Genomic DNA, 21,662 nt, shown 5'->3' with positions numbered 1-21,662 from the left:
AAGGCGGTGGCGCGACGGACGGTTGTCCATCACGCCACCAAAAGGGGTGAACGGTCGTAACTTTCGCGTGCGGCTCGCGTTCTGTCGCGCTAAGAGATCAAGCGCACACAGATCGTCATGTCATGGCCGACCGTCAGAACGGCTCTCGGCCGAGCCGCCCGATGTCCGGTCAACTCCGCGGAAAAGGCCAGGGATTGGCTCGACAGTGGATTCCGTCGTGGTCGAGGAACTTGGTCTGCTGTTGCATGACCGGGGCGAGATCGCCGTTCTTGTCACAGGTGACGTGGGGGTAACCGAGCCGATGGCCGACCTCGTGGTTGATCAGCATCTGCCGGTACGCATGGATCTGATCACCGTAGGTCTCCGATCCCTGCGCCCATCGATACGCATTGATCATCACGCGTTCGGTGGCGGCCGAGTCGCACGACACGTTGTCCACGGTGGTGTCCAGACCGGACTTGGCGCACCAGTCGGCGGTGGTGCCGGGGCTGGCGAGCGTGATCACGAAATCGGGCTTGCCGGTGTAGATGCGCTCGAAGGTGCGGGCGCCGTTGTGGGCCCAACTGCGGTCGTCGTTGAGCGTCTTCTGCACGGCCTCGGCGAAGAGTTCGCCGTCCAGGCCGAGCCCCTGCTCCACGTCGACGCGGTAGGTGTACTTCCGCCCGGTGCCAGGCCCTCGGTCGATCCCCTTGATCGCGTCGAACCTCCCCGAGCCCTTGAGAGTGGCGCTGAGCGCGTACGTCTTGCCCATCTTCTGCTCGTACGTCAGCGCCGCCGCACCGGCCGGCTCGGCGGGCGTCGGCCGCCCCTCCCCGCGCGAGGCGGAGTCGCGGGCGTCCCGGGCCTGGTCGGTGGCGGACTGCGACTGTACGGCGGTGTCGTCACCCCCGCTCGCGACCTGGCCGGCCACGACGACGGCCAGCACGGTGGTGACGGCGGCGGCCGCGATCCCGGTGAACGTCCGGCCCTTGCCGCCCTTGGCCGACGCGGGCTCACCGGTCGGCGGCGCGTCGTCATCGATGCCGTCGACACCATCGCCGCCGGTCTCGGCGGGCCAGGCGGTGACCGACCCGTACGGGTCGGCGGCGTGCGATACCTCGGCCGAGGACCTCCGGGTTGCGAAGACGTCGTCCTCCGCCTCGAAGGCGTCGAGATAGTCCTGCCGCGGCGCCGGCCTCTGACGCGGTATCACGGGCCCTTGACCGCCGTACCCGGCACCGGCCCGCCCGTCCAACTCGCCCCAGGCACCACCAGGTTCACGCTGCTCGGGATGCCCACCCCGAACCCGTGGGACGCCACTGGCAGGGGTCCCGTCGGGAAACCGGGGAAAGCCGTGCGCGGGCGTACCGTCCGCCATACGCGGAACGCCACGGGCCGGCGTACCGTCGGGAAGGCGTGGCATCCCGTGCGCGGGCGTACCGTCAGGCAAACGGGGCACACCACGCGCGGGCGTGCCGTCCGCGGGACTCGGGAACCCCGGCGCAGTCGCGCCGTATCCCGGCGTCCCGCCCATCGGCGGCGCCTGTTGACCGGTCGGCGGTCCTGGAGGCCGACCCCGGTCCGTCATGTCCGTGTTGTCGCCCTTGGGGGCACGCTGGACAGCAGGTCCACGTCGACTGTGGCGTCCCACGTCGCGACTCAGCTCCCTGCGTTCGTCGTGCCTGACATCCCGGCCCCGCCACCGGAGCCACCCTTCCCACCGCCGGAGGCTACCGCCTCGCCACGGGAGCCGGTCGCCCCACCCCCGGCGGACACGGAGCCGCCGGAGGCACCCGCTCCGTCACCGGAGTCCCGAGCATCCGCGAGCAGGTCCCGGAACGCCCCGGCCACCGCCTGCGGGTACTCCATCATCGCCACATGTCCCGCCTCCGGCAGGGTAAGCAGGCGCGAGTCGCGGAAAGTACGAGCGGCTTTCTGGGCCATGCGGAAGCCGACCAGCTGGTCCCGGCCACCGTAGATCAGCAGGGTCGGCGCGAGGACACGCTCGGCCTGGCGCCACAGCGCGTGCTGGCCGCCCAGCGTGTACGCGTTCACCAGCCCGCGCGCGGAGCGGGTCATCGCGTCCCAGAAGTACGGCAGCTGCAGCCGCCTCTCCATCTCCTCCACGGCATGACGGAACGCTTCCGGCGACACCCGCCCGGGATCGCCGTAACACAGGGCCAGGACCCCGCGGACGCGCTGTTCCGCCGTCCACTCCTTGGTGAACCGCGTGAAGACCCCGGCCACCCCTGGCACCGCCAGCAGCCCCGTCGGTACGGCCGTGCGCTGGACGCGGATTTCCGGCAGGGCGGGCGACACCAGGGTGAGCGTCCGTACGAGATCGGGCCGCACCGCGGCGACCCGGGTGGAGACGGCCCCGCCGAGCGAGTTCCCGAAGAGATGCACCGGGCCGCGCCCGGAGGCGTCGAGATGACGGATGACCGCGCGCGTGTGCCCCGTGATCGAGTAGTCACCGTCGTCCGGCGGCGGGGAGTCGCCGAAGCCCGGCAGATCGACGGCCTCGCCGTCGACGGAGTCCTCCAGCAGCTGCATCAACGCCGACCAGTTCTGCGAGGAACCGCCGAGGCCGTGGACGTACAGCGCGGGCGGCAACCCCTCGCGCGCGGGGGGCCTCGACCGCACCGTCAGCGTTGTCCCCGGCAGCCTCACCGACCTGAGGCGCTCGCCCTCCGCAACCCTGACAGGTGCCACCCTGGGGAGCACAGTGGCGGGCGGCACGGACGGCAGCTCGGTCGAAGACATGCGGCAATGTTACGAGACGATCACGCAGTGATTCACGTGTTCGCTGTCACAGACAGGCGCTCGAATCAACGCGGACCGACACGGACATCAACGCGGACATCGACGCGGACATCGACGCGGACAAGCGCTCGGATCAATGGCCCACAGATCGATGGCGTCCAGATCGGGTGTCTCCTAGGCTCGTACGCAGGGCACCCGCAAGTGGCCCCCTGTTCCACTCAGGGATGTTCTAGGAAGGGAGCCCACCATGGCCGTTGACCCCACCGACCCGGAGACGTTCGTGGACGACGACACCGAGGAGGCCGAGGAGTTCGACGTCGAGGCCCCCGAGGTCGACGCGGCCGAGCAGCACGCCGACGTCGCGCCCGACCGCGACGACCCGCTGACGGGCGTCGACCCGGACCGCGCCAGCGAGGCCGATCTCATCGAACAGGCCCGCGTGGTCTCCATCGACGAGGACGACTATCGGTGACGTACCGCAGAGACCACCTCTGAGCAGGGGCGGCGTATTGAGCGGCGCAATTCACTGCCCGTTCTGTCCCTGTTTGAAGCGTCTTGCATGGTATTCGTCACCGTCCGGTCCATGAAATTCTCCGCTCGCACCGCGCACAGCACGGTTACCGAAAAGTACGATGGCCGCGCGGCGCACACCGCATGTGGACGACTTTGGGAGGCGGCGTGACAGCCATCGAGCAGACAGAGGCGGCACGCCCGCGAGGCACGCGCCTGCCGCGCCGTGCCCGACGGAACCAGCTGCTGGGCGCCGCCCAGGAAGTCTTCGTGGCACAGGGCTACCACGCGGCCGCGATGGACGACATCGCCGAGCGCGCCGGCGTCAGCAAGCCGGTGCTCTACCAGCACTTCCCGGGCAAGCTCGACCTGTATCTCGCACTGCTGGACCAGCACTGCGAGTCCCTGATCCAGGCCGTACGGAACGCGCTCGCGTCGACGACCGACAACAAGCAGCGTGTCCGGGCGACCATGGACGCCTATTTCGCGTACGTCGAGGACGACGGCGGCGCCTTCCGCCTGGTGTTCGAGTCGGATCTGACGAACGAGCCCGCGGTGCGCGAGCGCGTCGACAAGGTCACGAACGAGTGCGCCGAGGCGATCTGCGACGTCATCGCCGAGGACACCGGCCTGTCGCGGGCCGAGTCGATGCTGCTGGCCTCGGGCCTGGGCGGGCTCGCCCAGGTGGTGGCCCGCTCCTGGCTGCACAGCGACCGCAGCGTGCCGCGCGACCAGGCGGTCCAGCTGCTGACCTCGCTGGCCTGGCGCGGCATCGCCGGCTTCCCGCTGCACGGCACGGACCACCACTGACCCGCACACGCGTGTGCGGGGAGTTTGTTCCCGCCCGCTGTTCGCTCCTGGCGTTCTTGCCCGGAGCGTGCACGTCCCCTCACGCGGGCTAATGTGTGCGGAGTACGGCGCGGAAGGTCGCGCACTTCACTGACCGTCGGAGGGACATAGCCGTGGAGGTCAAGATCGGCGTGCAGCACGCGCCTCGCGAGATCGTTCTGGAGAGCGGTCAGAGTGCCGAGGAGGTCGAGCGGGCGGTGTCCGAGGCGCTGGCCGGCAAGTCACAGCTGCTGACCCTCGTGGACGAGCACGGCCGCAAGGTCCTGGTACCGGCGGACCGCCTCGCCTACGTCGAGCTCGGTGAGCCGGCCCCGCGCAAGGTGGGCTTCGGCGCGCTGTAGTCGTACGCGTAGCCGATACGCGACGAGAGGGCCCGGCGACTTTCCGTCGCCGGGCCCTCTCGGTTTTCCGTAGGTGTTTCTCCCTCTGCGCGCATCCCCTGCGCTTCTCCCCTGCGTTCTCCACATATGGAGCACAAGGAGCGCACAGCCGAGGATTGAATTCCGCAGGTCACGGGTAAGACGGGCTACGACCGTAACGCGCAGTGTGGCCGTGTGGGAGGGACCCCAACATGTTCTTGGAAGCGCTCGGCTCCGCTCTGCTCGGTCTCGCACTGGCGGGGGCGGCGATCCACCGGTTGTCCCACCGCCTGCCGGCGCGCTCCCTGGTCCTCGCGACCGGGATCGCCGGGGCCCTGTTCGGCGCCTTCCTCACACACAGCGCGCTGGACGCGGGCAGCGTCCTGCTGAACCTCGTCGGCGCGACGATCGTCTCCGCGGCCTCGCTCTCGCTGCTGCTGCGCCCCGCGGGAACACTCCGCCGACGATCGGCGACGGCCTGAGGCGTCGCCGACCTCGGCGTACCGTCAAACTCGCCAAGCCTCGGAAGAGGAGCTAGGTGTATTGCCCTGAGAGGTTAGGGACGCGGCTGGCGGGTGGTTGGCCCTTGAGCGCGGTGTGTCCGCGGTGGTGATTGTAGGTGTGCAGCCAGCTGGGGAAGGCGTCGCGTCGTTCCTGCTCTGATCGGTAGGGGCGGGCGTAGGCCCATTCGTCGAGCAGGGTGCGGTTGAAGCGTTCGACCTTGCCGTTCGTCTGCGGCCGGTAGGCGCGGGTTCGCTTGTGCGTGATCCCGGCTGCTGCCAGGGCGTCTCGCCACAGGTGGGATTTGTAGCAGGAGCCGTTGTCGGTCAGGACGCGTTCGACGGTGATCCCGCAGGTGGCGAAGTACGCCTGGGCGCGACTCCAGAAGCCGACAGCGGTCTCCTTCTTCTCGTCTGCGTGGATCTCGCTGTAGGCCAGGCGGGAGTGGTCGTCGACGGCGTTGTGGAGGTAGCTGTAGCCGGCGCCGGACCGGGTCTTGCGGCCCGCCTGGCGTCCGAGGGTCTTGTGGCCGCCGCCGTCGGGGATGTTGCCGAGCTTCTTGATGTCGACGTGGACCAGTTCGCCGGGCTTGGCACGTTCGTAGCGACGGATGACGCGCCCAGTGGCCCGGTCGAGGTGGGTCAGGCGGGCCAGGCCGTAGCGGGTCAGCACCCGGTGCACGGTGGACGGCACCAGGCGGAGCAGGCCTGCGATCCGTGCTGGCCCCCACCTGCGCAGTACGCGGACTTTGATGATCCTGCGCTCGGTACGGGTCGGGGTCCGTCGCGGGCTGGTGCGGGGGCGGCTGGAGTGGTCGGCCATGCCAGGCTCGCCGAGCCGGCGGTAGCGGTCGGCCCATCGCTGTGCGGTGGTTGGCGAGACTTGGAATCGCTCAGCGGCCCGGCGCAGGGTCCAGCCGTCCTCGACCACGCAGCGGGCCAGGCGCAGGCGTCCGGTCTCGGTCAGGGGTGCATTACGGTGGGGCACGAGGGCCTTTCTGTCGTCCGGCGTAGATGTCGCAATCCACACCGAGCCAGAAGGCCCTCACCCATTTCAAGACCACACGTCAGTGATCGCTGTCACCAACCTCCGTGGACAGAACAGCTAGGCCGCCAGCCCCAGCGCCGCCATCCGCTTGGTGTGTGCCTCGGTGATCCGGGAGAACATCCGACCGACCTCGGCGAGGTCGAAGCCGTCCGCCACGCCGCCCACGAGCATCGTCGACAGCGCGTCCCGGTCGGCGACGACCCGCTGGGACTGCGACAGGGCCTCGCCCATCAGCCGCCGCGCCCACAGAGCGAGCCGCCCGCCCACGCGCGGGTCCGCGTCGATCGCTGCGCGCACCTTCTCGACGGCGAAGCCGGCGTGCCCGGTGTCGTCGAGGACGCCCAGGACGAGCTCCCGGGTGTCCGCGTCGAGGCGGGCGGCGACCTCGCGGTAGAAGTCACTGGCGATCGAGTCGCCGACGTACGCCTTGACGAGCCCCTCCAGCCAGTCCGAGGGCGCCGTCTGCTTGTGGAAGCCGTCCAGCGCGGCGACGAACGGCTCCATCGCCCTGGTCGGCTCCTCGCCGATCTCCGTCAACCGGTCGCGCAGCTGCTCGAAGTGGTGGAACTCCGCCGACGCCATCTTCGCCAACTCCGCCTTGTCCGCCAGCGTCGGCGCCAGCTTGGCGTCCTCCGCGAGTCGCTCGAAGGCCGCCAGCTCCCCGTACGCGAGCGCGCCGAGCAGGTCCACGACCGCGGCACGGTACTGCGGGTCGGCGGAGGCCTGCGCCCAGTCCTGGGCGGCGACCCCGGTGTGTTCCACGGCTGCGTCGGAGGCGTTGTCAGGCTTGTCAGAGCTCGTCATGAAGCGCACAATAGCCCGCTCACCGCGCGACGGAAGTACCTGGTCAATCAGTGTGACGACCACTACGTGACCAAATCGGCCATCGCATGTGCGCGAATCCGGGGTATGGTGGTAATGCGCCCGCTGAGTACTCTGACGTACTCGACGGGCCGCACGTTATGAGGATGCCCGGTCGGTGGCCCGATCGGCTCCGACCCGACAGCCCTCCCCGTCCGTACGGCACTGTGCGTACGGAGTCCGGAGGGGGACCCTCAGCGGTACGAGCGCTAGAGCGTCGGCAGTGGTCCCGTGCCATACGGCTCGCCCGTAAGGCAGTCGACGTCCCCAGCACGGTCCTAGACGACCCCCGAGCTCGCCTCGCACCGCACACACAGAAGAGGCAGCACCCTGACTACTTTCCGAGACCTCGGGATCCTTCCCGAGACCGCCGAGGCCCTCGAAGCCGTCGGCATCATCAACCCCTTCCCCATCCAGGAGATGACCCTCCCCGTCGCCCTCTCCGGCACGGACGTCATCGGCCAGGCCAAGACCGGCACCGGCAAGACGCTGGGCTTCGGCCTCCCGCTCCTCGAGCGCGTCACCGTCCCCGCCGACGTCGAGGCCGGGCGCGCCAAGCCCGAGTCCCTCACCGACGCCCCGCAGGCACTCGTCGTCGTCCCCACGCGCGAGCTGTGCACACAGGTCACCAACGACCTGCTGACCGCGGGCAAGGTGCGCAACGTGCGCGTACTCGCCATCTACGGCGGCCGGGCGTACGAGCCCCAGGTCGAGGCCCTCAAGCAGGGCATCGACGTCGTCGTCGGCACCCCGGGCCGGCTGCTCGACCTCGCCGGGCAGAAGAAGCTGAACCTCAAGCACGTGAAGTGCCTCGTCCTCGACGAGGCCGACGAGATGCTCGACCTGGGCTTCCTGCCCGACGTCGAGAAGATCATCAACATGCTTCCGGCGAAGCGCCAGACCATGCTGTTCTCGGCGACCATGCCGGGTGCGGTCATCGGCCTCGCGCGCCGCTACATGTCGCAGCCCACGCACATCCGCGCCACCGCGCCGGACGACGCGGGCGCGACGGTCGCGAACACGGCGCAGTACGTCTACCGCGCGCACAACATGGACAAGCCGGAGATGGTCGCGCGCATACTGCAGGCCGACGGCCGGGGACTGGCCATGGTCTTCTGCCGTACGAAGCGCACGGCGGCGGACCTCGCCGACCAGCTCCAGCAGCGCGGCTTCGCCTCCGGCGCGGTCCACGGCGACCTCGGCCAGGGCGCCCGTGAGCAGGCCCTGCGGGCCTTCCGCAACGGCAAGGTGGACGTCCTCGTCTGCACCGACGTCGCCGCCCGTGGCATCGACGTCGAGGGCGTGACCCACGTCATCAACTACCAGTCGCCGGAAGACGAGAAGACGTACCTGCACCGCATCGGCCGTACGGGCCGCGCGGGCGCCAAGGGCATCGCGATCACACTCGTCGACTGGGACGACATCCCGCGCTGGCAGCTGATCAACAAGGCGCTGGACCTGAAGTTCAACGACCCGCCGGAGACGTACTCCACCTCCCCGCACCTGTTCGAGGAACTGAACATCCCCGCGGGCACGAAGGGCGTCCTGCCGCGCGCCGAGCGCACGCGTGCCGGGCTCGGTGCGGAGGAGCTGGAGGACCTGGGCGAGACGGGCGGCCGCGGTGGGCGCGGTCGCGGTGACCGGGGCGGTCGCGATGACCGAGGCGGCCGGGGTGGCCGAGATGGCCGGGGCGGCCGGGACGAGTCCCGGTCGGCCGACGGTGAGCGTTCGGCGCGTACGCCGCGCCGCCGCCGTCGTACGCGCGGCGGGTCGCCCTTGGACGAGATGGCGCCCTCCGAGGCGGTCACGCCCGAGGAGACCACCTCGGCGGAGGACGCCACTTCGACCCGCACCCCGCGCCGCCGTCGCCGCACGCGCGGCGCAGCGTCGGCGGAGGCGGTGCCGGCAGCGGACGTCGTGACCGCGACGCCTCAGGCCGCGGAGTCCGCCGTGGCGACGGCCGAGGGTACGGCTGCGGAGCCGTTCGAGGGCACGGAGTCCTTCGAAGGCGCGGAGGCCAAGCCGCGCCGCCGCCGGACGCGCAAGTCCGCGGCAGCGACGGTCACTTCGGCCGAGTCCACGGCGTCCGAGCCGACGGCACCGGAGATTTCGGAGCCGGTTTCGGTGGTGGCGGAAGCGGCAGAGTCGGCAGCGGTTTCGGCTGTGTCGGAGCCGGAGGCTCCGGTCGCCAAGCCGCGTCGCCGGACCCGGAAGGCTACGACGGCCGCCGAGGCTGCCGTTGGCACCGCGGAGGCTGCGGAGGGTGCGGAGGCTGCGGAGGAGACCAAGCCGCGTCGCCGTACGCGCAAGGCTGCGGCCACGGCCGCCGCCGAGGGCGCTCTCGACACCGTCGAGGCCGCGGAGGCCAAGCCGCGTCGCCGTACGCGCAAGTCTGTGGAGTCCGCCGCCGCTGTTACGGCCGAGATCCCGGCCCAGACGGCTCAGGAGCCGGCGCCGGAGCCGGCCGAAGCGACCAGGCCGCGCCGTACCCGGAAGGCCGCTGCTGCGGCTGAAGCCGCCGTGGACACCGCCGAGGGTGCGGAAGGTACGGCGGCGGCCAAGCCGCGGCGTACGCGGAAGACCGCGGCGGCTGTTGAGGCTGCTGAGGCTGCCGTCGACAGCGCCGAGGGTGTTGAGGCCAAGCCGCGTCGCACCCGGAAGGCCGCTGCTGCCAAGGTGGCGGCGCCGACGGACGCGGAGGCTGTGGAGGCCGCCGAGACCAAGCCGCGTCGACGCACTCGCAAGGCCGCCGCGCCTGCGGCTTCCGGCCTCGCGGCCGACATTCCGGCGCAGGCCGCCGCGCAGGAGCCGGAGGCTGCGCCGCGGCGTCGTACCCGTAAGGCGACGGTGGCGGCGGAAGCGTCGGGGGAGACGGCCGAGGTGAAGCCCAAGGTGCGGCGGGTCCGTAAGGCCGCGGCGGGTACGGAGTCCGCGGAGAGCTGATGTACTGCCGTCCGACGGCCCGGTTCACCTTGTGTGGGCCGGGTCTTCGGCGTTTCTGGGAGCTGCCAGGGGGCTCCGCCCCCTGGACCCCCGGGCCTATGCCCACCCGATACCCTCCCCCCGTGAGCAGCCAGCCCGTCTTCGCCCCACCCCCCGGCGCCCGTGCCTACCGACTGCGTACCCCCCGCGGTGAGTTCGCCGTCGTCGACTCCCCCGTGGCCGCCGGTGTCGAACCCAAGGGTGTCGCCCTGATGTTGCCCGGGTTCACGGGGAGCAAGGAGGACTTCTCGCTGCTGCACGAGCCGCTTGCCGCGCGCGGGTACCGTGTCGTCGCCGTGGACGGGCGTGGGCAGTTCGAGTCCGATGGGCCCGAGGACGACGAAGCCGCCTATGCCCAGGAGGAACTGGCGCGGGACGTGCTCGCTCAGGCGGATGCCCTCGGCACGCGCGTGCATCTGCTGGGGCACTCCCTCGGCGGGCAGATCGCCCGAGCCGCCGTCCTGCTCGACCACTCCCCTTTCCGCTCGCTCACCCTCGTGGCGTCGGGTCCGGCACAGATCTCCGACTCCCAGCAGCAGCGCGTGAAGTTGCTGCGGGACGCGCTCGCCGTGATGAGCATGGCCGAGGTGTGGCAGGCCATCCTGGCCATGGGACCGCCCGAGGAGGTCGGCGGCCCGGCCCGCGGCATCGGCGGCGTGGAGCAGCTGCGCCGCCGCTGGCTGGGCAACAAGCCCGCACAACTTCTCGCCACGGGCCGCCAGTTGTGCACCGAGCCGGATCGCGTCGCCGAACTCGCCGCCGTTCCGCTCCCGTTCCACGTCCTGTCGGGCGCCCATGACGACACGTGGCCGGTGACGCTGCTCGACAGCATGGCGGTACGGCTGGGGGCGCGCCGGACGGTCGTCCCGGGAGCCGAACACTCCCCCAACATCGACCAGCCGCTCCCGACCGCCCGCGCCCTTGCCGACTTCTGGGACAGCGCGAACAAGTAGCGGCTACGGCTAGTACAGCGTCTGCAGGTGCTCCCAGAAGCCGTCCCGCAAGGTCCGGCGCAGGTCCGCCTGGCCGCGGAGCGAGTACTGCAGGATGCTCTCCGCCTCCACCAGCAGGTCCTGGTCCACCGAACCCGGCAGATACGGGTGACCCGGCAGGAGCTCCACCAGCGAGTCGCGGCCCCTCGCCGCCAGCCACTTCGCCGCGATCTGCGCGCCGACGAAACGGACGTCCTCGCGGGTGGGGCGGGTCGCCGTCGCCTCGTACACCGGGGCCGCGCGCCGGGACACGTACGGCTTGAAGAAGTCGAGGTCGAAGGTGCGCTGGCTGTCGACCTCCCAGAGCAGGGGCTCGGCCTGGTTGCGGCCCTCCGCCGCCTCGATGCCCCACAGGTGGACGCGAGCGCCGTACCCTTGCGCCGCCTCCACCGCCGAGACCAGGTCCTCGTCGCCGCCGAGGAGCGCCGCGTCGCTGATGGCGCGGTGGCGGGCGAGGGACTCCAGGTCGGAGCGGATCAGGGAGTCGACGCCCTTTTGCTGGTTGTTCGCGTTCAGGTTGCCCAACCGGACCTTCACGTCCGGGAGTTCGGCGATCGACTGCTGCTCGGCCGTGTGGATGCGGCGTCTCGCGCCGTCGTACCAGTAGACCCGCAGCAGCCGGCTGTCCGCGAAGATCGTGCGGGCCCGGTCGATGAGCGCCTCGATGAGCCCCTCGGTGTCCAGGTCGAAGGCACGGCGGTCCTCCGTCCCGGCGACGAGTCGTCCCGCGGCCGCGTACAGGTATCCCGCGTCGACGAAGATCGCATGCGTCGAGGGCGTCTTCGCCACCTCGGCGAGCATGCGCTGGAGCAGCTCGTTGGTGCGGTCGATGCGGGCGCTGAGGGCCGCGAGGTCGTCGTTCATCGCTTCCCATTGTCCCGGCGGTCACGCTGCGAACACAACCGGTCCCGGTCAGTCCTGTTCAAGTACCTAACCGGTCAGTAATTAGCCGTTCGAAAATTTTCTTTAGCGTAGGGAATGTTTGTAACACGCAGCCCGTTGACTACATACGGAACCCGGGGCATGGACGCTCCGTGGGCCATCCGCCAAGTAGTTCTCCTCAGGAGGATGACCAGACGAAGGGAGAAGCCTTGCGCTTCGAAATCATGCGACTCGACGACGTCGACGGCACGCCCGTGGACAGCACCGTTGTGGACGCCGCCTCCGTCAACCGTATCGTTCAGCAGGCTGCCTCGATAGGACAGCGGCTGTGGATCCGGCCGGCCGAAACCTCGGCCTCGTAACGCCAGGATCCTCATACAGGTTTCAGAGCCCCCGTACGGCATCGATGCCGTACGGGGGCTCTGCGCGTACCGGAGTACCGATGAAACGGACTCAGCTTCCCCGCACCACCTGGGTGACCCCGTTGATGATCTGCTGCACTGCGATCGCGGAGAGCATCATGCCCGCGAGCCGTGTCACCAGGACCACGCCGCCGTCCTTGATGACCCGGATGATCAGCAGCGAGTAGCGCATCACCAGCCACAGCACGAGATGGATGGCGAGGATCGCCGACCACACCGACACCTGCGTCGCGACACTGCCGGCCTTCTGCACGGCCAGGATCACCGACACGATCGCGCCCGGCCCGGCCAGCAGCGGCATGCCCAGCGGTACGAGGGCGACGTTGACGTCCTTGGTCTGCTTCGGCTCGTCCGTCTTGCCGGTGAGCAGGTCCAACGCGATCAGCAGAAGCAGCAGCCCGCCCGCGATCATCAGCGCGGGCACGGAGACGTGCAGGTAGTCGAGGATCTGGTGCCCGAGGAGCCCGAAGACGGTGATGACGCCACCGGCCACACAGACGGCCTGGAACGCCATCCGCTTCTGGATCCTGGCGGGCCGGCCGGCGGTCAGGCCGAGGAAGATCGGGGTGATCCCGGGGGGATCCATGGTGACAAAAAGGGTCAGGAAGAGAGAGCCGAAGACGGCGAGGTCGAACATGACAGAGGAGACCTTGCGGAGAAGGGAGCGAGCATGGGCGGGCGAGCTGAGGGCGTGAGCCTCAGAACCCGCCGGCCCCCGGCACCGGGAAGGCCCCGGTCGCCCGCCGCGTGATCTCCCCGTACACCTCGGGATCCGTCACGTTCTCCCCGAGCACGCACGTCTTCCGGCTGCCGTGGTAGTCGCTGGACCCGGTCGTCAGCAGCCCCAGCTCCTTGGCCAGGCCCCGCAGCCGCGCGCGCGTGTCCGGGTCGTGGTCCATGTGGTCGACCTCGATGCCGTCGAGGCCCGCCGCGGCCATCTCCGCGATCGCGGACTCCGGCACGGTACGGCCCCGCTTGGCGGCCGCCGGGTGCGCGAACACCGCGACCCCGCCGGCACCCTTGATCAGCCGGAGCGCCTCGAACGGGTCGGTCTCGTGCTTCTCCACGAAGGCCCGGCCGCCGTCGGCCAGCCAGTCCGCCGTGAACGCGTCACTCACGGTCGGTACGACGCCCAGCTCGACGAGCGCGGTCGCGACATGCGGGCGCCCCACCGAGCCGTCACCCGCGATCCGCGCCACCTGCTCCCACGACACGGGCACGCCCAGCGCCCGAAGCTTGGCCACCATGCCGCGTGCCCGAGGCACCCGGTCGTCCCGCACCAGCTCGCGCTCGGCGAGCAGCGCCGGCTCCTCGGGGTCGAAGAGGTAGGCCAGCATGTGCATGCTCACGCCGTCGATACGACACGACAGCTCGGCACCCGTGACGAGGGTGAGCCCCCGCGGCAGCGCGGCGACCGCCTCGGCGTGTCCGCGGGTGGTGTCGTGGTCGGTCAGCGCGACGACGTCCAGACCGGCCGCGGCGGCGTTGCGCACGAGCTCGGCGGGGGTGTCCGTACCGTCTGAAGCCGTGGAGTGAGTGTGCAGATCAATGCGCACGACGCGGACTCCAGACGGCAACGAAACGGAAGGGACCGCTCAAGGATAACCAGACTTTCGAGCTTCCCTGTCACACCCGCAGCACCAGTGCACCCCCTACGAACAACGCCCTGAAGGGGCGCGGGGCTGTATCGATCTGCGGCTCCGCCGCGTGGGCGCGACCAGCCCAAGACAACCCGCAGCCGCTCTCGAAACCACACCCCCACGACGAACCGCTACGGCTCGAGCAAGCGCGGCGACAACGCCCCGCACGGCACCAACTCCACCTCCGCCCCCGCATCCCGCAGATCCGTCAGCACCAGCTCGTCGTACATCAGCAGCCCCGACTGCTCGGGCCACACGACCGCCCACAGCCACATCCCGAGCGCCTCGCCCGCGAAGACGGCGCGGTCGGGCGTGGCGGAGACGTGCCAGAGCGGGGTCGGGCGACCGGCGGCCAGGACCTTGGCCTGGGGCGGCTTCTCCACGCTCATGTACGGCCCCGGATCCGGGCCGTCGATGCCCGCGTACCGGGCGCCGAGGCCGACGCCGAGTTCCTCGGCCACCAGGATCAGTTCGCCCATGCCGCCGAGCGGTCCGGGTCCGGAACAGGCCACGGCGGTGGCGCGCCCGCCGCTGCGGTCGTCGCCCGCGCAGGCCACGCCCGTGAACAGCCAGCCGACCGGCAGCGGCCACGGCATCCACACCGGCACGTGCGTGCGGTGCACCACGACTTCGAGGGCCTCGACGCTGGGCGGGATCACGGGCTGCACCGGATGCACGGTGCCATGCGCATCGCACTGCCAGGTATCGGCGAAGAGTCCGGGAGCCCTGACCCGGCCACCACACTTCGGGCAACTGGGTTCGCCCCTCATAGAGCCCCACGGTCCTACCCCTGCTCCGCCACGTCAAGGACGATCACCCGTCCGGACGGAAGCCTTCACCGGCCGAAACCACATGTAGATTGCATTAATTAGGCACCCTAACTTATTATGTGCATATACCAACTATCTTCGTCGGGACAGGAGAACGTGATGGGAGCAAGCCAGGACCCCTTCGACGCGGGAGCCGGCGGCATCCTGCGGCAACCGAAGGCCGTGTGGGCGACCGCCGGCGCGTCCGTCGTGGCCTTCATGGGCATCGGACTCGTCGACCCGATCCTGCCGTCCATCGCCTCGGGCCTGAACGCCACCGCCAGCCAGGTCTCCCTGCTCTTCACCTCATACTTCCTCATCACCGCGATCGCGATGCTGGTCACCGGCTTCGTCTCCAGCCGCATCGGCGGCCGCAAGACCCTGCTGCTCGGCCTCGCGCTGGTCGTGGTCTTCGCGGGGCTCTCCGGGACGTCGACCTCCGTCGGCGAACTCGTCGGCTTCCGGGCCGGCTGGGGACTGGGCAACGCCCTCTTCGTCTCCACCGCCCTCGCGGTCATCGTCGGCGCGGCGGCGGGAGGCAGCGCGGCCGCCATCCTGCTGTACGAGTCCGCCCTCGGCCTCGGCATGGCCTGCGGCCCCCTGCTGGGCGCGCTGCTCGGTGACGCCAGCTGGCGCTACCCCTTCTTCGGCACCGCGTTCCTGATGGCGGTCGGCTTCCTGTGCATCACGGCGTTCCTGAAGGAGCAGCCGAAGCCCGCCCGCAAGACCTCACTCCTCGACCCGGTCAAGGCGCTCGGCCACGGCGGCCTCGCCTCCGCCGCGGTCTCGGCGTTCTTCTACAACTACACGTTCTTCACCGTGCTGGCCTTCACGCCGTTCGTGCTGGACCTGACGCCGTACAAGTCGGGGGCGGTGTTCTTCGCCTGGGGCGTGCTGCTCGCCGTCTTCTCGGTGATCGTGGCACCGCGCATGCAGGAGCGGTTCGGTTCGCTGAAGGTGCTCGGCGGCTCGCTGGTGCTGCTCGCGATCGACGTGCTCGTCCTCGGATACGGCGGCCACACCGCCGCCATCGTCTGCACGATCCTGTCCGGTGCCTTCATCGGCGTGAACAACACGGTGTACACGGAGCTGGCCCTGGGCGTCTCGGACGCGCCGCGCCCCGTCGCGAGCGCGGGCTACAACTTCGTGCGGTGGTTCGCGGCCGCCGCGGCGCCCTACTTCGCGCCGAAGATCGAGGAGTGGACCGACATCCACATCCCGTTCGTGGTCGCGGCGGTCACCGCGGTCGTGGGCGCGCTGGTGGTCGGCGTACGGCGGAAGGCACTGACCCACGAGGCGGAGGAGCTGGAGCCGGAGCACGCGACCGAGGACGGCGTGACCGTCTTCGCCAACTGACGCTTTTCGGCCACCGGTCGGTGACCTTCCTCACGCGGGGGTCAGTCCAGCGGGACGGATTTCCGGGTCGGATCCCGGAGGTCCGTCCCGTTGGTCAGCCACCGCTCCTGGAGCGCCTGGGCGCCGTGCACGCGCTTCCAGGCGGCCTCGTTCGGGGTCATCGGCAGCAGGGGCAGGAACCGCACGGGATCGAGGGGCTCGTCGAGCTCCAGGTCCTCGACCAGGCCGCCCGGCTCGGCGACCAGGACCGAGGTGAACGGGGCGCCGGGCCACAGCGGCTCGCCGACGTCGAGGGAGGCACCGGGTGCCACGATCACGCCCTCGACCTGCGGGGACGCGGCGAGCACGGCGAGTGGGCGGAGCACCTTGTCGGTGTCCACCACACCACTGCGCACCGAAAGGATCAGCTCGGCGCGCGGGCCCTTGACCGGGTCGGCGAGCACCGCGGTGGGGTCGCTCATCGGCTGGGCGGACATCCCCAGCGTGGCGTAACGCACGACGGCTGCCTCCTGTCCGGTGTCCTGGAAACGCAGCACCTCGATGCGGTCCGTACCCAGGAAGGTGACCGCCGCGCGCGCGTCCGGTTCGCCCAGCGCGGTACGCAACCGGGCCTCGACCAGAGGAAGAACATCAGCCATGCCGCGAGCATAGAACTCGTCAGTACCGGGCAAACGAGCGCCTTGACACCGCAGTCGGCTGATACTCTTGGCCGGTGGTTCGGGGCAGCACGCAGAAGCGTCGCGATCAAGCCCCGACGCCGAAGGAACTCCCTTACGAGGGACCGGCCGGAGGAGGTGGGGCTGCAATGGACCGAAGTCGACCGTGCAGTAGCACCCGCTCTTCCCGCCGCTGATGTAGCTGCTCTGGCTCTGGCTGGCTGCCACCTCTCGCACTCGCTTCACCGCGGAAGAGCGCTTCGTTTCGTTTTGCCTGATCTGTCTGAGCTGTATCCACAGCTGTATCAGTAGCGAAGCTCGCCACCGCGACGGTGCGGTGCTCCCCGCTTTGTGGACGTGCCAAACATCCGCAGTCAGGACGTCCCCATTCCGGGTAGTTTCACCCGTCGTCGGCGGCCTTTCGTTGCCTGTCACGAAGGAGCCTGCCATGTCGATGATCCGCGACCTGCGTGCCGTGGTCCGCCCGTCCCGCGTCTCCCTGCGCAAGGACACCGGCGCGTACGACACCACCCGCGACCCCTCGACGCCCTCCGCCGTCGTCGACTGCGCCGTCTACCGCGACGGGGCCCGCGTGCGGATGGACAAGCCGCTGACCCCGCACGAGGCGATGCGCGTGGTGCGCCGTGACGGTGGCTTCGTGTGGATCGGCCTGCACGAGCCGACGGAGGCCGAATTCTCGGGTATCGCGAGCGAGTTCGGGCTGCACCCGCTGGCCGTGGAGGACGCGGTGCAGGCCCACCAGCGGCCCAAGCTGGAGCGGTACGACGACTCCCTGTTCACCGTCTTCAAGACCATCCACTACGTCGAGCACGACCAGCTCACCGCCAACAGCGAGGTCGTCGAGACCGGCGAGGTCATGTGCTTCACCGGACGGGACTTCTTCATCACCGTCCGGCACGGCGGACAGGGCTCGCTGCGGGCGCTCAGGCACCGGCTCCAGGACGACCCCGAGCTGCTCGCCAAGGGCCCCTCGGCGGTGCTGCACGCGATCGCCGACCATGTCGTCGACGGCTACATCGCGGTCGCCGACGCCGTGCAGGACGACATCGACGAGGTGGAGACCGAGGTCTTCTCGCCGGACCGTGGCGGGGTCTCGCGCGGTGTGGACTCGGCGCGGATCTACCAGCTCAAGCGCGAGGTGCTCGAGTTCAAGCGGGCCGTCTCCCCGCTGCTGCGGCCCATGCAGCTGCTGAGCGAGCGTCCGATGCGGCTGATCGACCCGGACATCCAGAAGTACTTCCGGGACGTCGCCGACCACCTCGCCCGCGTCCAGGAGCAGGTCATCGGCTTCGACGAACTGCTCAACTCGATCCTCCAGGCCAACCTCGCGCAGGCGTCCGTCGCGCAGAACGAGGACATGCGGAAGATCACCTCGTGGGCCGCGATCATCGCCGTACCGACGATGGTGTGCGGGGTCTACGGCATGAACTTCGATCACATGCCCGAGCTGCACTGGAAGTACGGCTACCCGGCGATCATGGGCATCACCGTGGTCCTGTGTCTGGGCATCCACCGCACGCTGAAGCGCAACGGCTGGCTGTGAAGGCGCCTGGATAGGCTGGGCTCATGACAAGCGAGCTGCTCGACCAGGCCCTCGTCGAGGAGGCCACGAAGAAGTCCGGCCTCATCTGGGTCAAGGGTCCCGGCGGCCCGGCGCGCGCCCTGTGGCACGTCTGGCACGAGGGCGCGGCCTGCCTGGTCGGCGACGGGCCCGGCGAGCAGCCGCTGCCGGGGCTGGCCGACGGCACCGAAGCCGAGGTCACGGTCCGCAGCAAGGACAAGGGCGGCCGGCTGGTGTCGTGGGCGGCGAAGGTCGTGGAACTCGCGCCGGGCTCCGAGGCGTGGGAGGCGGCGGTCGCCGAGCTGAAGGGCAAGCGCCTGAACGCCCCCGACGCCGAGACCATGACGGAGCGCTGGGCCCGCGAATGCCGGGTACTCCGCCTGGAGCCGACGGGGACGACGACGCCCCTGCCTGCCGACCGCTTGGCCGAGGCACCGTTGCCGACGCCGGCGACGACGCGTCAGCCGATTCCGGCGGGGCTGCCGCGGCTGCTCATGAAGAAGCGCAAGCGGCGGCGGTAGCCCCACGGGAAGTCCTGGACGCCCAGGACTTCCAGGACGCCGTCTAGGACGTCGGCAGCTGCTTGCCGTAGTCGACCGTCTCGTCCTTCTCCGGCTCCTTCAGGGCGAAGTCCTTGCCCCAGGCCGAGAAGGTCAGCGTGCCCGCGCCGCCCGCCCGTACCAGGCGGAGCGGGTACGGCTTGCCCTCCAGGGAGATGTCGAGCGTGCCGCCGGAGCCGTCGGCGCCGGCGATGCGGATGGTGCGGACGCCCGCCTGCTCGTGGTGGCCGTCCTTGTCCACCGTGCCGTGCAGCGTCAGCAGACCGTCCAAGAGGAGGTCCTTGTCCGTGAAACCGCTGAACTTCTTGTACGAGGGGTCGCCCTGCGGCACCTTCACATACTTGCCGTCGAGCTTGTCGGCGGCCGCCGCGTCGGCGTCCGAGCCGTCGCCCTTGCCGTCCGCGTCCGTCCAGAAGTCCGCGTCGGCCTTGAGGAAGAGGTGCTCGCCGACCCGCAGCAACTGGAAGGTCGTCTCCTGGGCGGTGACCGAGCCGGTGGCGCCGTCGGACTTCAGGCGCATGTCGAGCCGGTATGTGCGCTCGCCGACGACCACGTTCCCGGAGAGCCGTACGGCGCCGGCCGCGCCGGCTGCCGCGCGCGTCTTCGACTGGATCTGGTCGGCCGGCAACTTGCCGACCCCGTTGGTGCCCGCGTCCGGGTCCTCGCTGCACCCCGTCAGGCCCGTCCCCGTCACGACCAGGGCGCAGATCGCGCTCATCAGGGCGGCCCTGCCGGTACGGCGCCGGGGAATCGCAGTCACAGGTGGCGCTGCCTTTCTGACAAGGGTCCTTCAGCGGCGTACGGCAGCGTACCGGTGCCGTGCACCCGCGGCGGAGCCAGACCGTCCGGACCGCTCACCAGGGCGTATCCGATCGGGACGGGCTAGCCTGAAGCCCACCCGAGCGGGCAATTCGGAACACAGATCCCCCAAGAGGTCCACCCAGCGACCCCCACAGCTCCTCAGCACGAATCCCGCACGAAAAGGAAGCACAGCCATGGCAGCGGGCGCCCCCCGGATCTTCGTCTCGCATCTCTCCGGCGTCGCCGTCTTCGATCCGACCGGTGACCAGGTCGGGCGCGTGCGCGATCTGGTCGTCATGCTGCGCGTCGGACGGCGGCCGCCCCGCCTGCTCGGGCTGGTCGTCGAACTCGCCACGCGCCGCCGCATCTTCCTGCCCATGACCCGGGTGACCAGCATCGAGTCGGGCCAGGTCATCTCCACCGGCGTGCTCAACGTCCGCCGCTTCGAGCAGCGGCCCACCGAGCGGCTCGTCTTCGGTGAGCTCCTGGACCGGCGCGTCACGCTGGTGGAGACCGGCGAGGAGGTCACCGTCCTCGACCTGGCGGTGCATCAGCTGCCGGCCCGCCGGGACTGGGAGATCGACCGGGTCTTCGTCCGCAAGGGCGGCAAGAGCGGCGCCTTCAGGCGCAAGGGAGAGACCCTCACCGTCGAGTGGTCCGCGGTCACCGGCTTCTCCCTGGAGGAGCAGGGGCAGGGCGCCGAGAACCTGCTCGCCACCTTCGAGCAGCTGCGCCCCGCCGATCTGGCCAATGTGCTGCACCACCTCTCTCCCAAGCGGCGCGCCGAGGTCGCCGCCGCCCTCGACGACGACCGCCTCGCCGACGTACTCGAAGAGCTGCCGGAGGACGACCAGATCGAGATCCTCGGCAAGCTGAAGGAGGAACGTGCCGCCGACGTCCTGGAGGCCATGGACCCCGACGACGCGGCCGACCTGCTCTCCGAACTGCCGGAGGAGGAGCAGGAGCGGCTGCTGAGCCTGATGCAGCCCGGGGACGCGGCCGACATGCGGCGCCTGCTGGCGTACGAGGAGCGCACGGCCGGCGGTCTGATGACGACGGAGCCGATCGTGCTGCGGCCCGACGCCACCGTCGCCGACGCGCTCGCCCGCGTCCGCAACCCCGACCTGTCCCCCGCGCTCGCCGCCCAGGTCTACGTCTGCCGGCCACCCGACGAGACCCCGACCGGCAAGTACCTCGGCACGGTCCATTTCCAGCGCCTGCTGCGCGAGCCGCCGTACACGCTGGTCAGCGCGGTCATCGACGACGACCCGCAGCACCTGGAACCGGACGCGGCGCTGCCGGTCGTCGCCGGGTTCTTCGCGGCGTACGACATGGTCGCGGCGCCCGTCGTCGACGACTCGGGGTCGCTGCTGGGCGTGGTGACCGTGGACGACGTACTGGACCACATGCTGCCCGAGGACTGGCGGGAGACGGAGTTCCACCTGGACGAGGACCAGGGGATCCAAGGGGCCGAGGGGGTGGCCTCCCATGGCGCCTGAGCACGAGACCGGCACCCACGAGCGGATGCCCGCGGGCGCGACGGCGACCACCCGCCCCCGCACCCCCCGCCTGGACCAGCCGCGTCCGCCGCGGCGACGGATCCTGCCCGAGTGGGATCCGGAGGCCTTCGGACGGCTCTCGGAGCGGGTCGCGCGCTTCATCGGCACCGGGCGGTTCCTGGTCTGGATGACGGTCGTCGTCGTCGTGTGGGTGCTGTGGAACGTCTTCGCACCGCATGACCTGCGCTTCGACAACTACCCCTTCATCTTCCTGACCCTGATGCTGTCCCTCCAGGCCTCCTACGCGGCCCCGCTGATCCTGCTCGCGCAGAACCGGCAGGACGACCGCGCCCGGGTCGACCTGGCGCAGGACCGCAAGCAGAACGAGCGGTCGATCGCGGACACCGAATACCTGACCCGGGAGATCGCCGCCCTGCGCATCGGTCTCGGCGAGGTCGCCACCCGCGACTGGATCCGCTCCGAGCTGCAGGACATGGTCAAGGAGCTGGAGGGGCGCCGGGACGGCCATCACGAGCACAGCGCATTCCACGCGGTTACGGCAGAACGGTCACGGCGACGTGACGCAGACGACCGGTGACGGACTTACCGGGG

The 21,662-nt window shown here is 70.2% G+C and carries 22 protein-coding genes; 12 read left to right on the top strand and 10 right to left on the bottom strand.

The window, feature by feature from the left end; genetic code table 11:
• Positions 1 to 169 precede the first annotated feature (169 nt).
• On the bottom strand, positions 170 to 1,630 hold the full coding sequence (locus Q4V64_RS34655; RefSeq protein ID WP_253266870.1) for a DUF3152 domain-containing protein: 1,461 nt from the start codon (positions 1,628 to 1,630) through the stop codon (positions 170 to 172).
• Between the two features lie 8 nt (positions 1,631 to 1,638).
• Complete coding sequence (locus Q4V64_RS34650) at positions 1,639 to 2,742, bottom strand: alpha/beta hydrolase (RefSeq protein ID WP_124439295.1); 1,104 nt, start codon at positions 2,740 to 2,742, stop codon at positions 1,639 to 1,641.
• A 247-nt stretch (positions 2,743 to 2,989) separates the two neighbouring features.
• On the opposite strand from Q4V64_RS34650, the gene Q4V64_RS34645 reads away from it, so the two are divergent.
• The 4 genes from Q4V64_RS34645 to Q4V64_RS34630 all read left to right on the top strand — a co-directional run bounded on the left by Q4V64_RS34645 (position 2,990) and on the right by Q4V64_RS34630 (position 4,942).
• Positions 2,990 to 3,214 carry a hypothetical protein gene (locus tag Q4V64_RS34645; RefSeq protein WP_124439296.1) on the top strand — a complete coding sequence of 75 codons (225 nt, stop codon included), beginning with the start codon at positions 2,990 to 2,992 and terminating at the stop codon, positions 3,212 to 3,214.
• Positions 3,215 to 3,420: 206 nt separating this feature from the next.
• On the top strand, positions 3,421 to 4,062 hold the full coding sequence (locus tag Q4V64_RS34640; protein WP_095749057.1) for a TetR/AcrR family transcriptional regulator: 642 nt from the start codon (positions 3,421 to 3,423) through the stop codon (positions 4,060 to 4,062).
• Positions 4,063 to 4,214: 152 nt separating this feature from the next.
• Positions 4,215 to 4,442, top strand: a complete 228-nt coding sequence (locus Q4V64_RS34635) for a DUF3107 domain-containing protein (protein WP_062711803.1) — start codon at positions 4,215 to 4,217, stop codon at positions 4,440 to 4,442.
• A gap of 230 nt (positions 4,443 to 4,672) precedes the next feature.
• Positions 4,673 to 4,942, top strand: coding sequence for a hypothetical protein (locus Q4V64_RS34630; RefSeq protein WP_124439297.1), 270 nt, complete (start codon positions 4,673 to 4,675; stop codon positions 4,940 to 4,942).
• Between the two features lie 52 nt (positions 4,943 to 4,994).
• Here Q4V64_RS34630 and Q4V64_RS34625 read toward each other — a convergent pair whose 3' ends face one another.
• Together Q4V64_RS34625 and Q4V64_RS34620 are read right to left on the bottom strand one after the other, a co-directional pair.
• Positions 4,995 to 5,948: an IS481 family transposase gene (locus Q4V64_RS34625; RefSeq protein ID WP_303708863.1), complete on the bottom strand. Its 954-nt coding sequence runs from the start codon at positions 5,946 to 5,948 to the stop codon at positions 4,995 to 4,997.
• A 117-nt stretch (positions 5,949 to 6,065) separates the two neighbouring features.
• Positions 6,066 to 6,821, bottom strand: a complete 756-nt coding sequence (locus Q4V64_RS34620; RefSeq protein WP_348540814.1) for a ferritin-like fold-containing protein — start codon at positions 6,819 to 6,821, stop codon at positions 6,066 to 6,068.
• A gap of 468 nt (positions 6,822 to 7,289) precedes the next feature.
• Here Q4V64_RS34620 and Q4V64_RS55415 point away from each other — a divergent pair, with 468 nt between their 5' ends.
• Together Q4V64_RS55415 and Q4V64_RS34610 are read left to right on the top strand one after the other, a co-directional pair.
• Complete coding sequence (locus tag Q4V64_RS55415; protein ID WP_124439303.1) at positions 7,290 to 9,812, top strand: DEAD/DEAH box helicase; 2,523 nt, start codon at positions 7,290 to 7,292, stop codon at positions 9,810 to 9,812.
• A gap of 122 nt (positions 9,813 to 9,934) precedes the next feature.
• Positions 9,935 to 10,804, top strand: coding sequence for an alpha/beta hydrolase (locus Q4V64_RS34610; protein WP_253266871.1), 870 nt, complete (start codon positions 9,935 to 9,937; stop codon positions 10,802 to 10,804).
• A gap of 9 nt (positions 10,805 to 10,813) precedes the next feature.
• Here the strand turns inward: Q4V64_RS34610 and Q4V64_RS34605 are convergent, their stop codons facing one another.
• Positions 10,814 to 11,707, bottom strand: a complete 894-nt coding sequence (locus Q4V64_RS34605) for an NYN domain-containing protein (protein WP_124439305.1) — start codon at positions 11,705 to 11,707, stop codon at positions 10,814 to 10,816.
• A gap of 227 nt (positions 11,708 to 11,934) precedes the next feature.
• Here Q4V64_RS34605 and Q4V64_RS34600 point away from each other — a divergent pair, with 227 nt between their 5' ends.
• Entirely contained in the window at positions 11,935 to 12,087 is a 153-nt protein-coding gene (locus Q4V64_RS34600) for a hypothetical protein (protein ID WP_095749063.1), read from the top strand.
• Between the two features lie 91 nt (positions 12,088 to 12,178).
• On the opposite strand, the gene Q4V64_RS34595 is transcribed toward Q4V64_RS34600, so the two are convergent.
• From Q4V64_RS34595 to Q4V64_RS34585, 3 genes are all read right to left on the bottom strand, one after another.
• Positions 12,179 to 12,784, bottom strand: a complete 606-nt coding sequence (locus Q4V64_RS34595; RefSeq protein WP_124439306.1) for a MarC family protein — start codon at positions 12,782 to 12,784, stop codon at positions 12,179 to 12,181.
• A gap of 61 nt (positions 12,785 to 12,845) precedes the next feature.
• Entirely contained in the window at positions 12,846 to 13,703 is an 858-nt protein-coding gene (locus Q4V64_RS34590) for a PHP domain-containing protein (protein WP_124439307.1), read from the bottom strand.
• Positions 13,704 to 13,918: 215 nt separating this feature from the next.
• Positions 13,919 to 14,557, bottom strand: a complete 639-nt coding sequence (locus tag Q4V64_RS34585) for a DUF6758 family protein (RefSeq protein ID WP_124439308.1) — start codon at positions 14,555 to 14,557, stop codon at positions 13,919 to 13,921.
• A gap of 159 nt (positions 14,558 to 14,716) precedes the next feature.
• Between Q4V64_RS34585 and Q4V64_RS34580 the strand changes: the two genes are divergently transcribed.
• Positions 14,717 to 15,952, top strand: a complete 1,236-nt coding sequence (locus Q4V64_RS34580; RefSeq protein ID WP_124439309.1) for an MFS transporter — start codon at positions 14,717 to 14,719, stop codon at positions 15,950 to 15,952.
• Between the two features lie 41 nt (positions 15,953 to 15,993).
• On the opposite strand, the gene Q4V64_RS34575 is transcribed toward Q4V64_RS34580, so the two are convergent.
• Positions 15,994 to 16,590 carry a suppressor of fused domain protein gene (locus Q4V64_RS34575; protein WP_124439310.1) on the bottom strand — a complete coding sequence of 199 codons (597 nt, stop codon included), beginning with the start codon at positions 16,588 to 16,590 and terminating at the stop codon, positions 15,994 to 15,996.
• Between the two features lie 466 nt (positions 16,591 to 17,056).
• Between Q4V64_RS34575 and Q4V64_RS34570 the strand changes: the two genes are divergently transcribed.
• Together Q4V64_RS34570 and Q4V64_RS34565 are read left to right on the top strand one after the other, a co-directional pair.
• Entirely contained in the window at positions 17,057 to 18,172 is a 1,116-nt protein-coding gene (locus tag Q4V64_RS34570; RefSeq protein ID WP_124439311.1) for a magnesium and cobalt transport protein CorA, read from the top strand.
• Between the two features lie 23 nt (positions 18,173 to 18,195).
• Positions 18,196 to 18,711: a hypothetical protein gene (locus tag Q4V64_RS34565; protein WP_124439312.1), complete on the top strand. Its 516-nt coding sequence runs from the start codon at positions 18,196 to 18,198 to the stop codon at positions 18,709 to 18,711.
• 43 nt (positions 18,712 to 18,754) lie between these two features.
• On the opposite strand, the gene Q4V64_RS34560 is transcribed toward Q4V64_RS34565, so the two are convergent.
• Complete coding sequence (locus Q4V64_RS34560) at positions 18,755 to 19,510, bottom strand: hypothetical protein (protein ID WP_124439313.1); 756 nt, start codon at positions 19,508 to 19,510, stop codon at positions 18,755 to 18,757.
• Between the two features lie 235 nt (positions 19,511 to 19,745).
• Between Q4V64_RS34560 and Q4V64_RS34555 the strand changes: the two genes are divergently transcribed.
• Both Q4V64_RS34555 and Q4V64_RS34550 read left to right on the top strand, forming a co-directional pair.
• The gene (locus Q4V64_RS34555; RefSeq protein ID WP_124439314.1) at positions 19,746 to 21,050 is read left to right on the top strand and encodes a CBS domain-containing protein; all 1,305 of its coding nucleotides are present in this window, start codon (positions 19,746 to 19,748) and stop codon (positions 21,048 to 21,050) included.
• Positions 21,040 to 21,648 carry a DUF1003 domain-containing protein gene (locus tag Q4V64_RS34550; protein ID WP_124439315.1) on the top strand — a complete coding sequence of 203 codons (609 nt, stop codon included), beginning with the start codon at positions 21,040 to 21,042 and terminating at the stop codon, positions 21,646 to 21,648. The genes Q4V64_RS34555 and Q4V64_RS34550 overlap by 11 nt, the downstream gene beginning before the upstream one ends.
• Positions 21,649 to 21,662: the final 14 nt, after the last annotated feature.

It is taken from the genome of Streptomyces sp. NL15-2K (assembly GCF_030551255.1).
GTDB lineage: Bacteria > Actinomycetota > Actinomycetes > Streptomycetales > Streptomycetaceae > Streptomyces.
This window is presented reverse-complemented; position numbering and strand designations above follow the sequence as displayed.

Bases quoted from the DNA above. Each gene is read 5' to 3' on its own strand.
- Q4V64_RS34580 (WP_124439309.1), top strand. From the start codon at position 14,717: ATGGGAGCAAGCCAGGACCCCTTCGACGCGGGAGCCGGCGGCATCCTG.
- Q4V64_RS34605 (WP_124439305.1), bottom strand. From the start codon at position 11,707: ATGAACGACGACCTCGCGGCCCTCAGCGCCCGCATCGACCGCACCAAC.
- Q4V64_RS34575 (WP_124439310.1), bottom strand. From the start codon at position 16,590: ATGGCTGATGTTCTTCCTCTGGTCGAGGCCCGGTTGCGTACCGCGCTG.
- Q4V64_RS34630 (WP_124439297.1), top strand. From the start codon at position 4,673: ATGTTCTTGGAAGCGCTCGGCTCCGCTCTGCTCGGTCTCGCACTGGCG.
- Q4V64_RS34550 (WP_124439315.1), top strand. From the start codon at position 21,040: ATGGCGCCTGAGCACGAGACCGGCACCCACGAGCGGATGCCCGCGGGC.
- Q4V64_RS34650 (WP_124439295.1), bottom strand. From the start codon at position 2,742: ATGTCTTCGACCGAGCTGCCGTCCGTGCCGCCCGCCACTGTGCTCCCC.
- Q4V64_RS34595 (WP_124439306.1), bottom strand. From the start codon at position 12,784: ATGTTCGACCTCGCCGTCTTCGGCTCTCTCTTCCTGACCCTTTTTGTC.
- Q4V64_RS34570 (WP_124439311.1), top strand. From the start codon at position 17,057: ATGTCGATGATCCGCGACCTGCGTGCCGTGGTCCGCCCGTCCCGCGTC.
- Q4V64_RS34645 (WP_124439296.1), top strand. From the start codon at position 2,990: ATGGCCGTTGACCCCACCGACCCGGAGACGTTCGTGGACGACGACACC.
- Q4V64_RS55415 (WP_124439303.1), top strand. From the start codon at position 7,290: ATGACCCTCCCCGTCGCCCTCTCCGGCACGGACGTCATCGGCCAGGCC.
- Q4V64_RS34555 (WP_124439314.1), top strand. From the start codon at position 19,746: ATGGCAGCGGGCGCCCCCCGGATCTTCGTCTCGCATCTCTCCGGCGTC.
- Q4V64_RS34585 (WP_124439308.1), bottom strand. From the start codon at position 14,557: ATGAGGGGCGAACCCAGTTGCCCGAAGTGTGGTGGCCGGGTCAGGGCT.
- Q4V64_RS34565 (WP_124439312.1), top strand. From the start codon at position 18,196: ATGACAAGCGAGCTGCTCGACCAGGCCCTCGTCGAGGAGGCCACGAAG.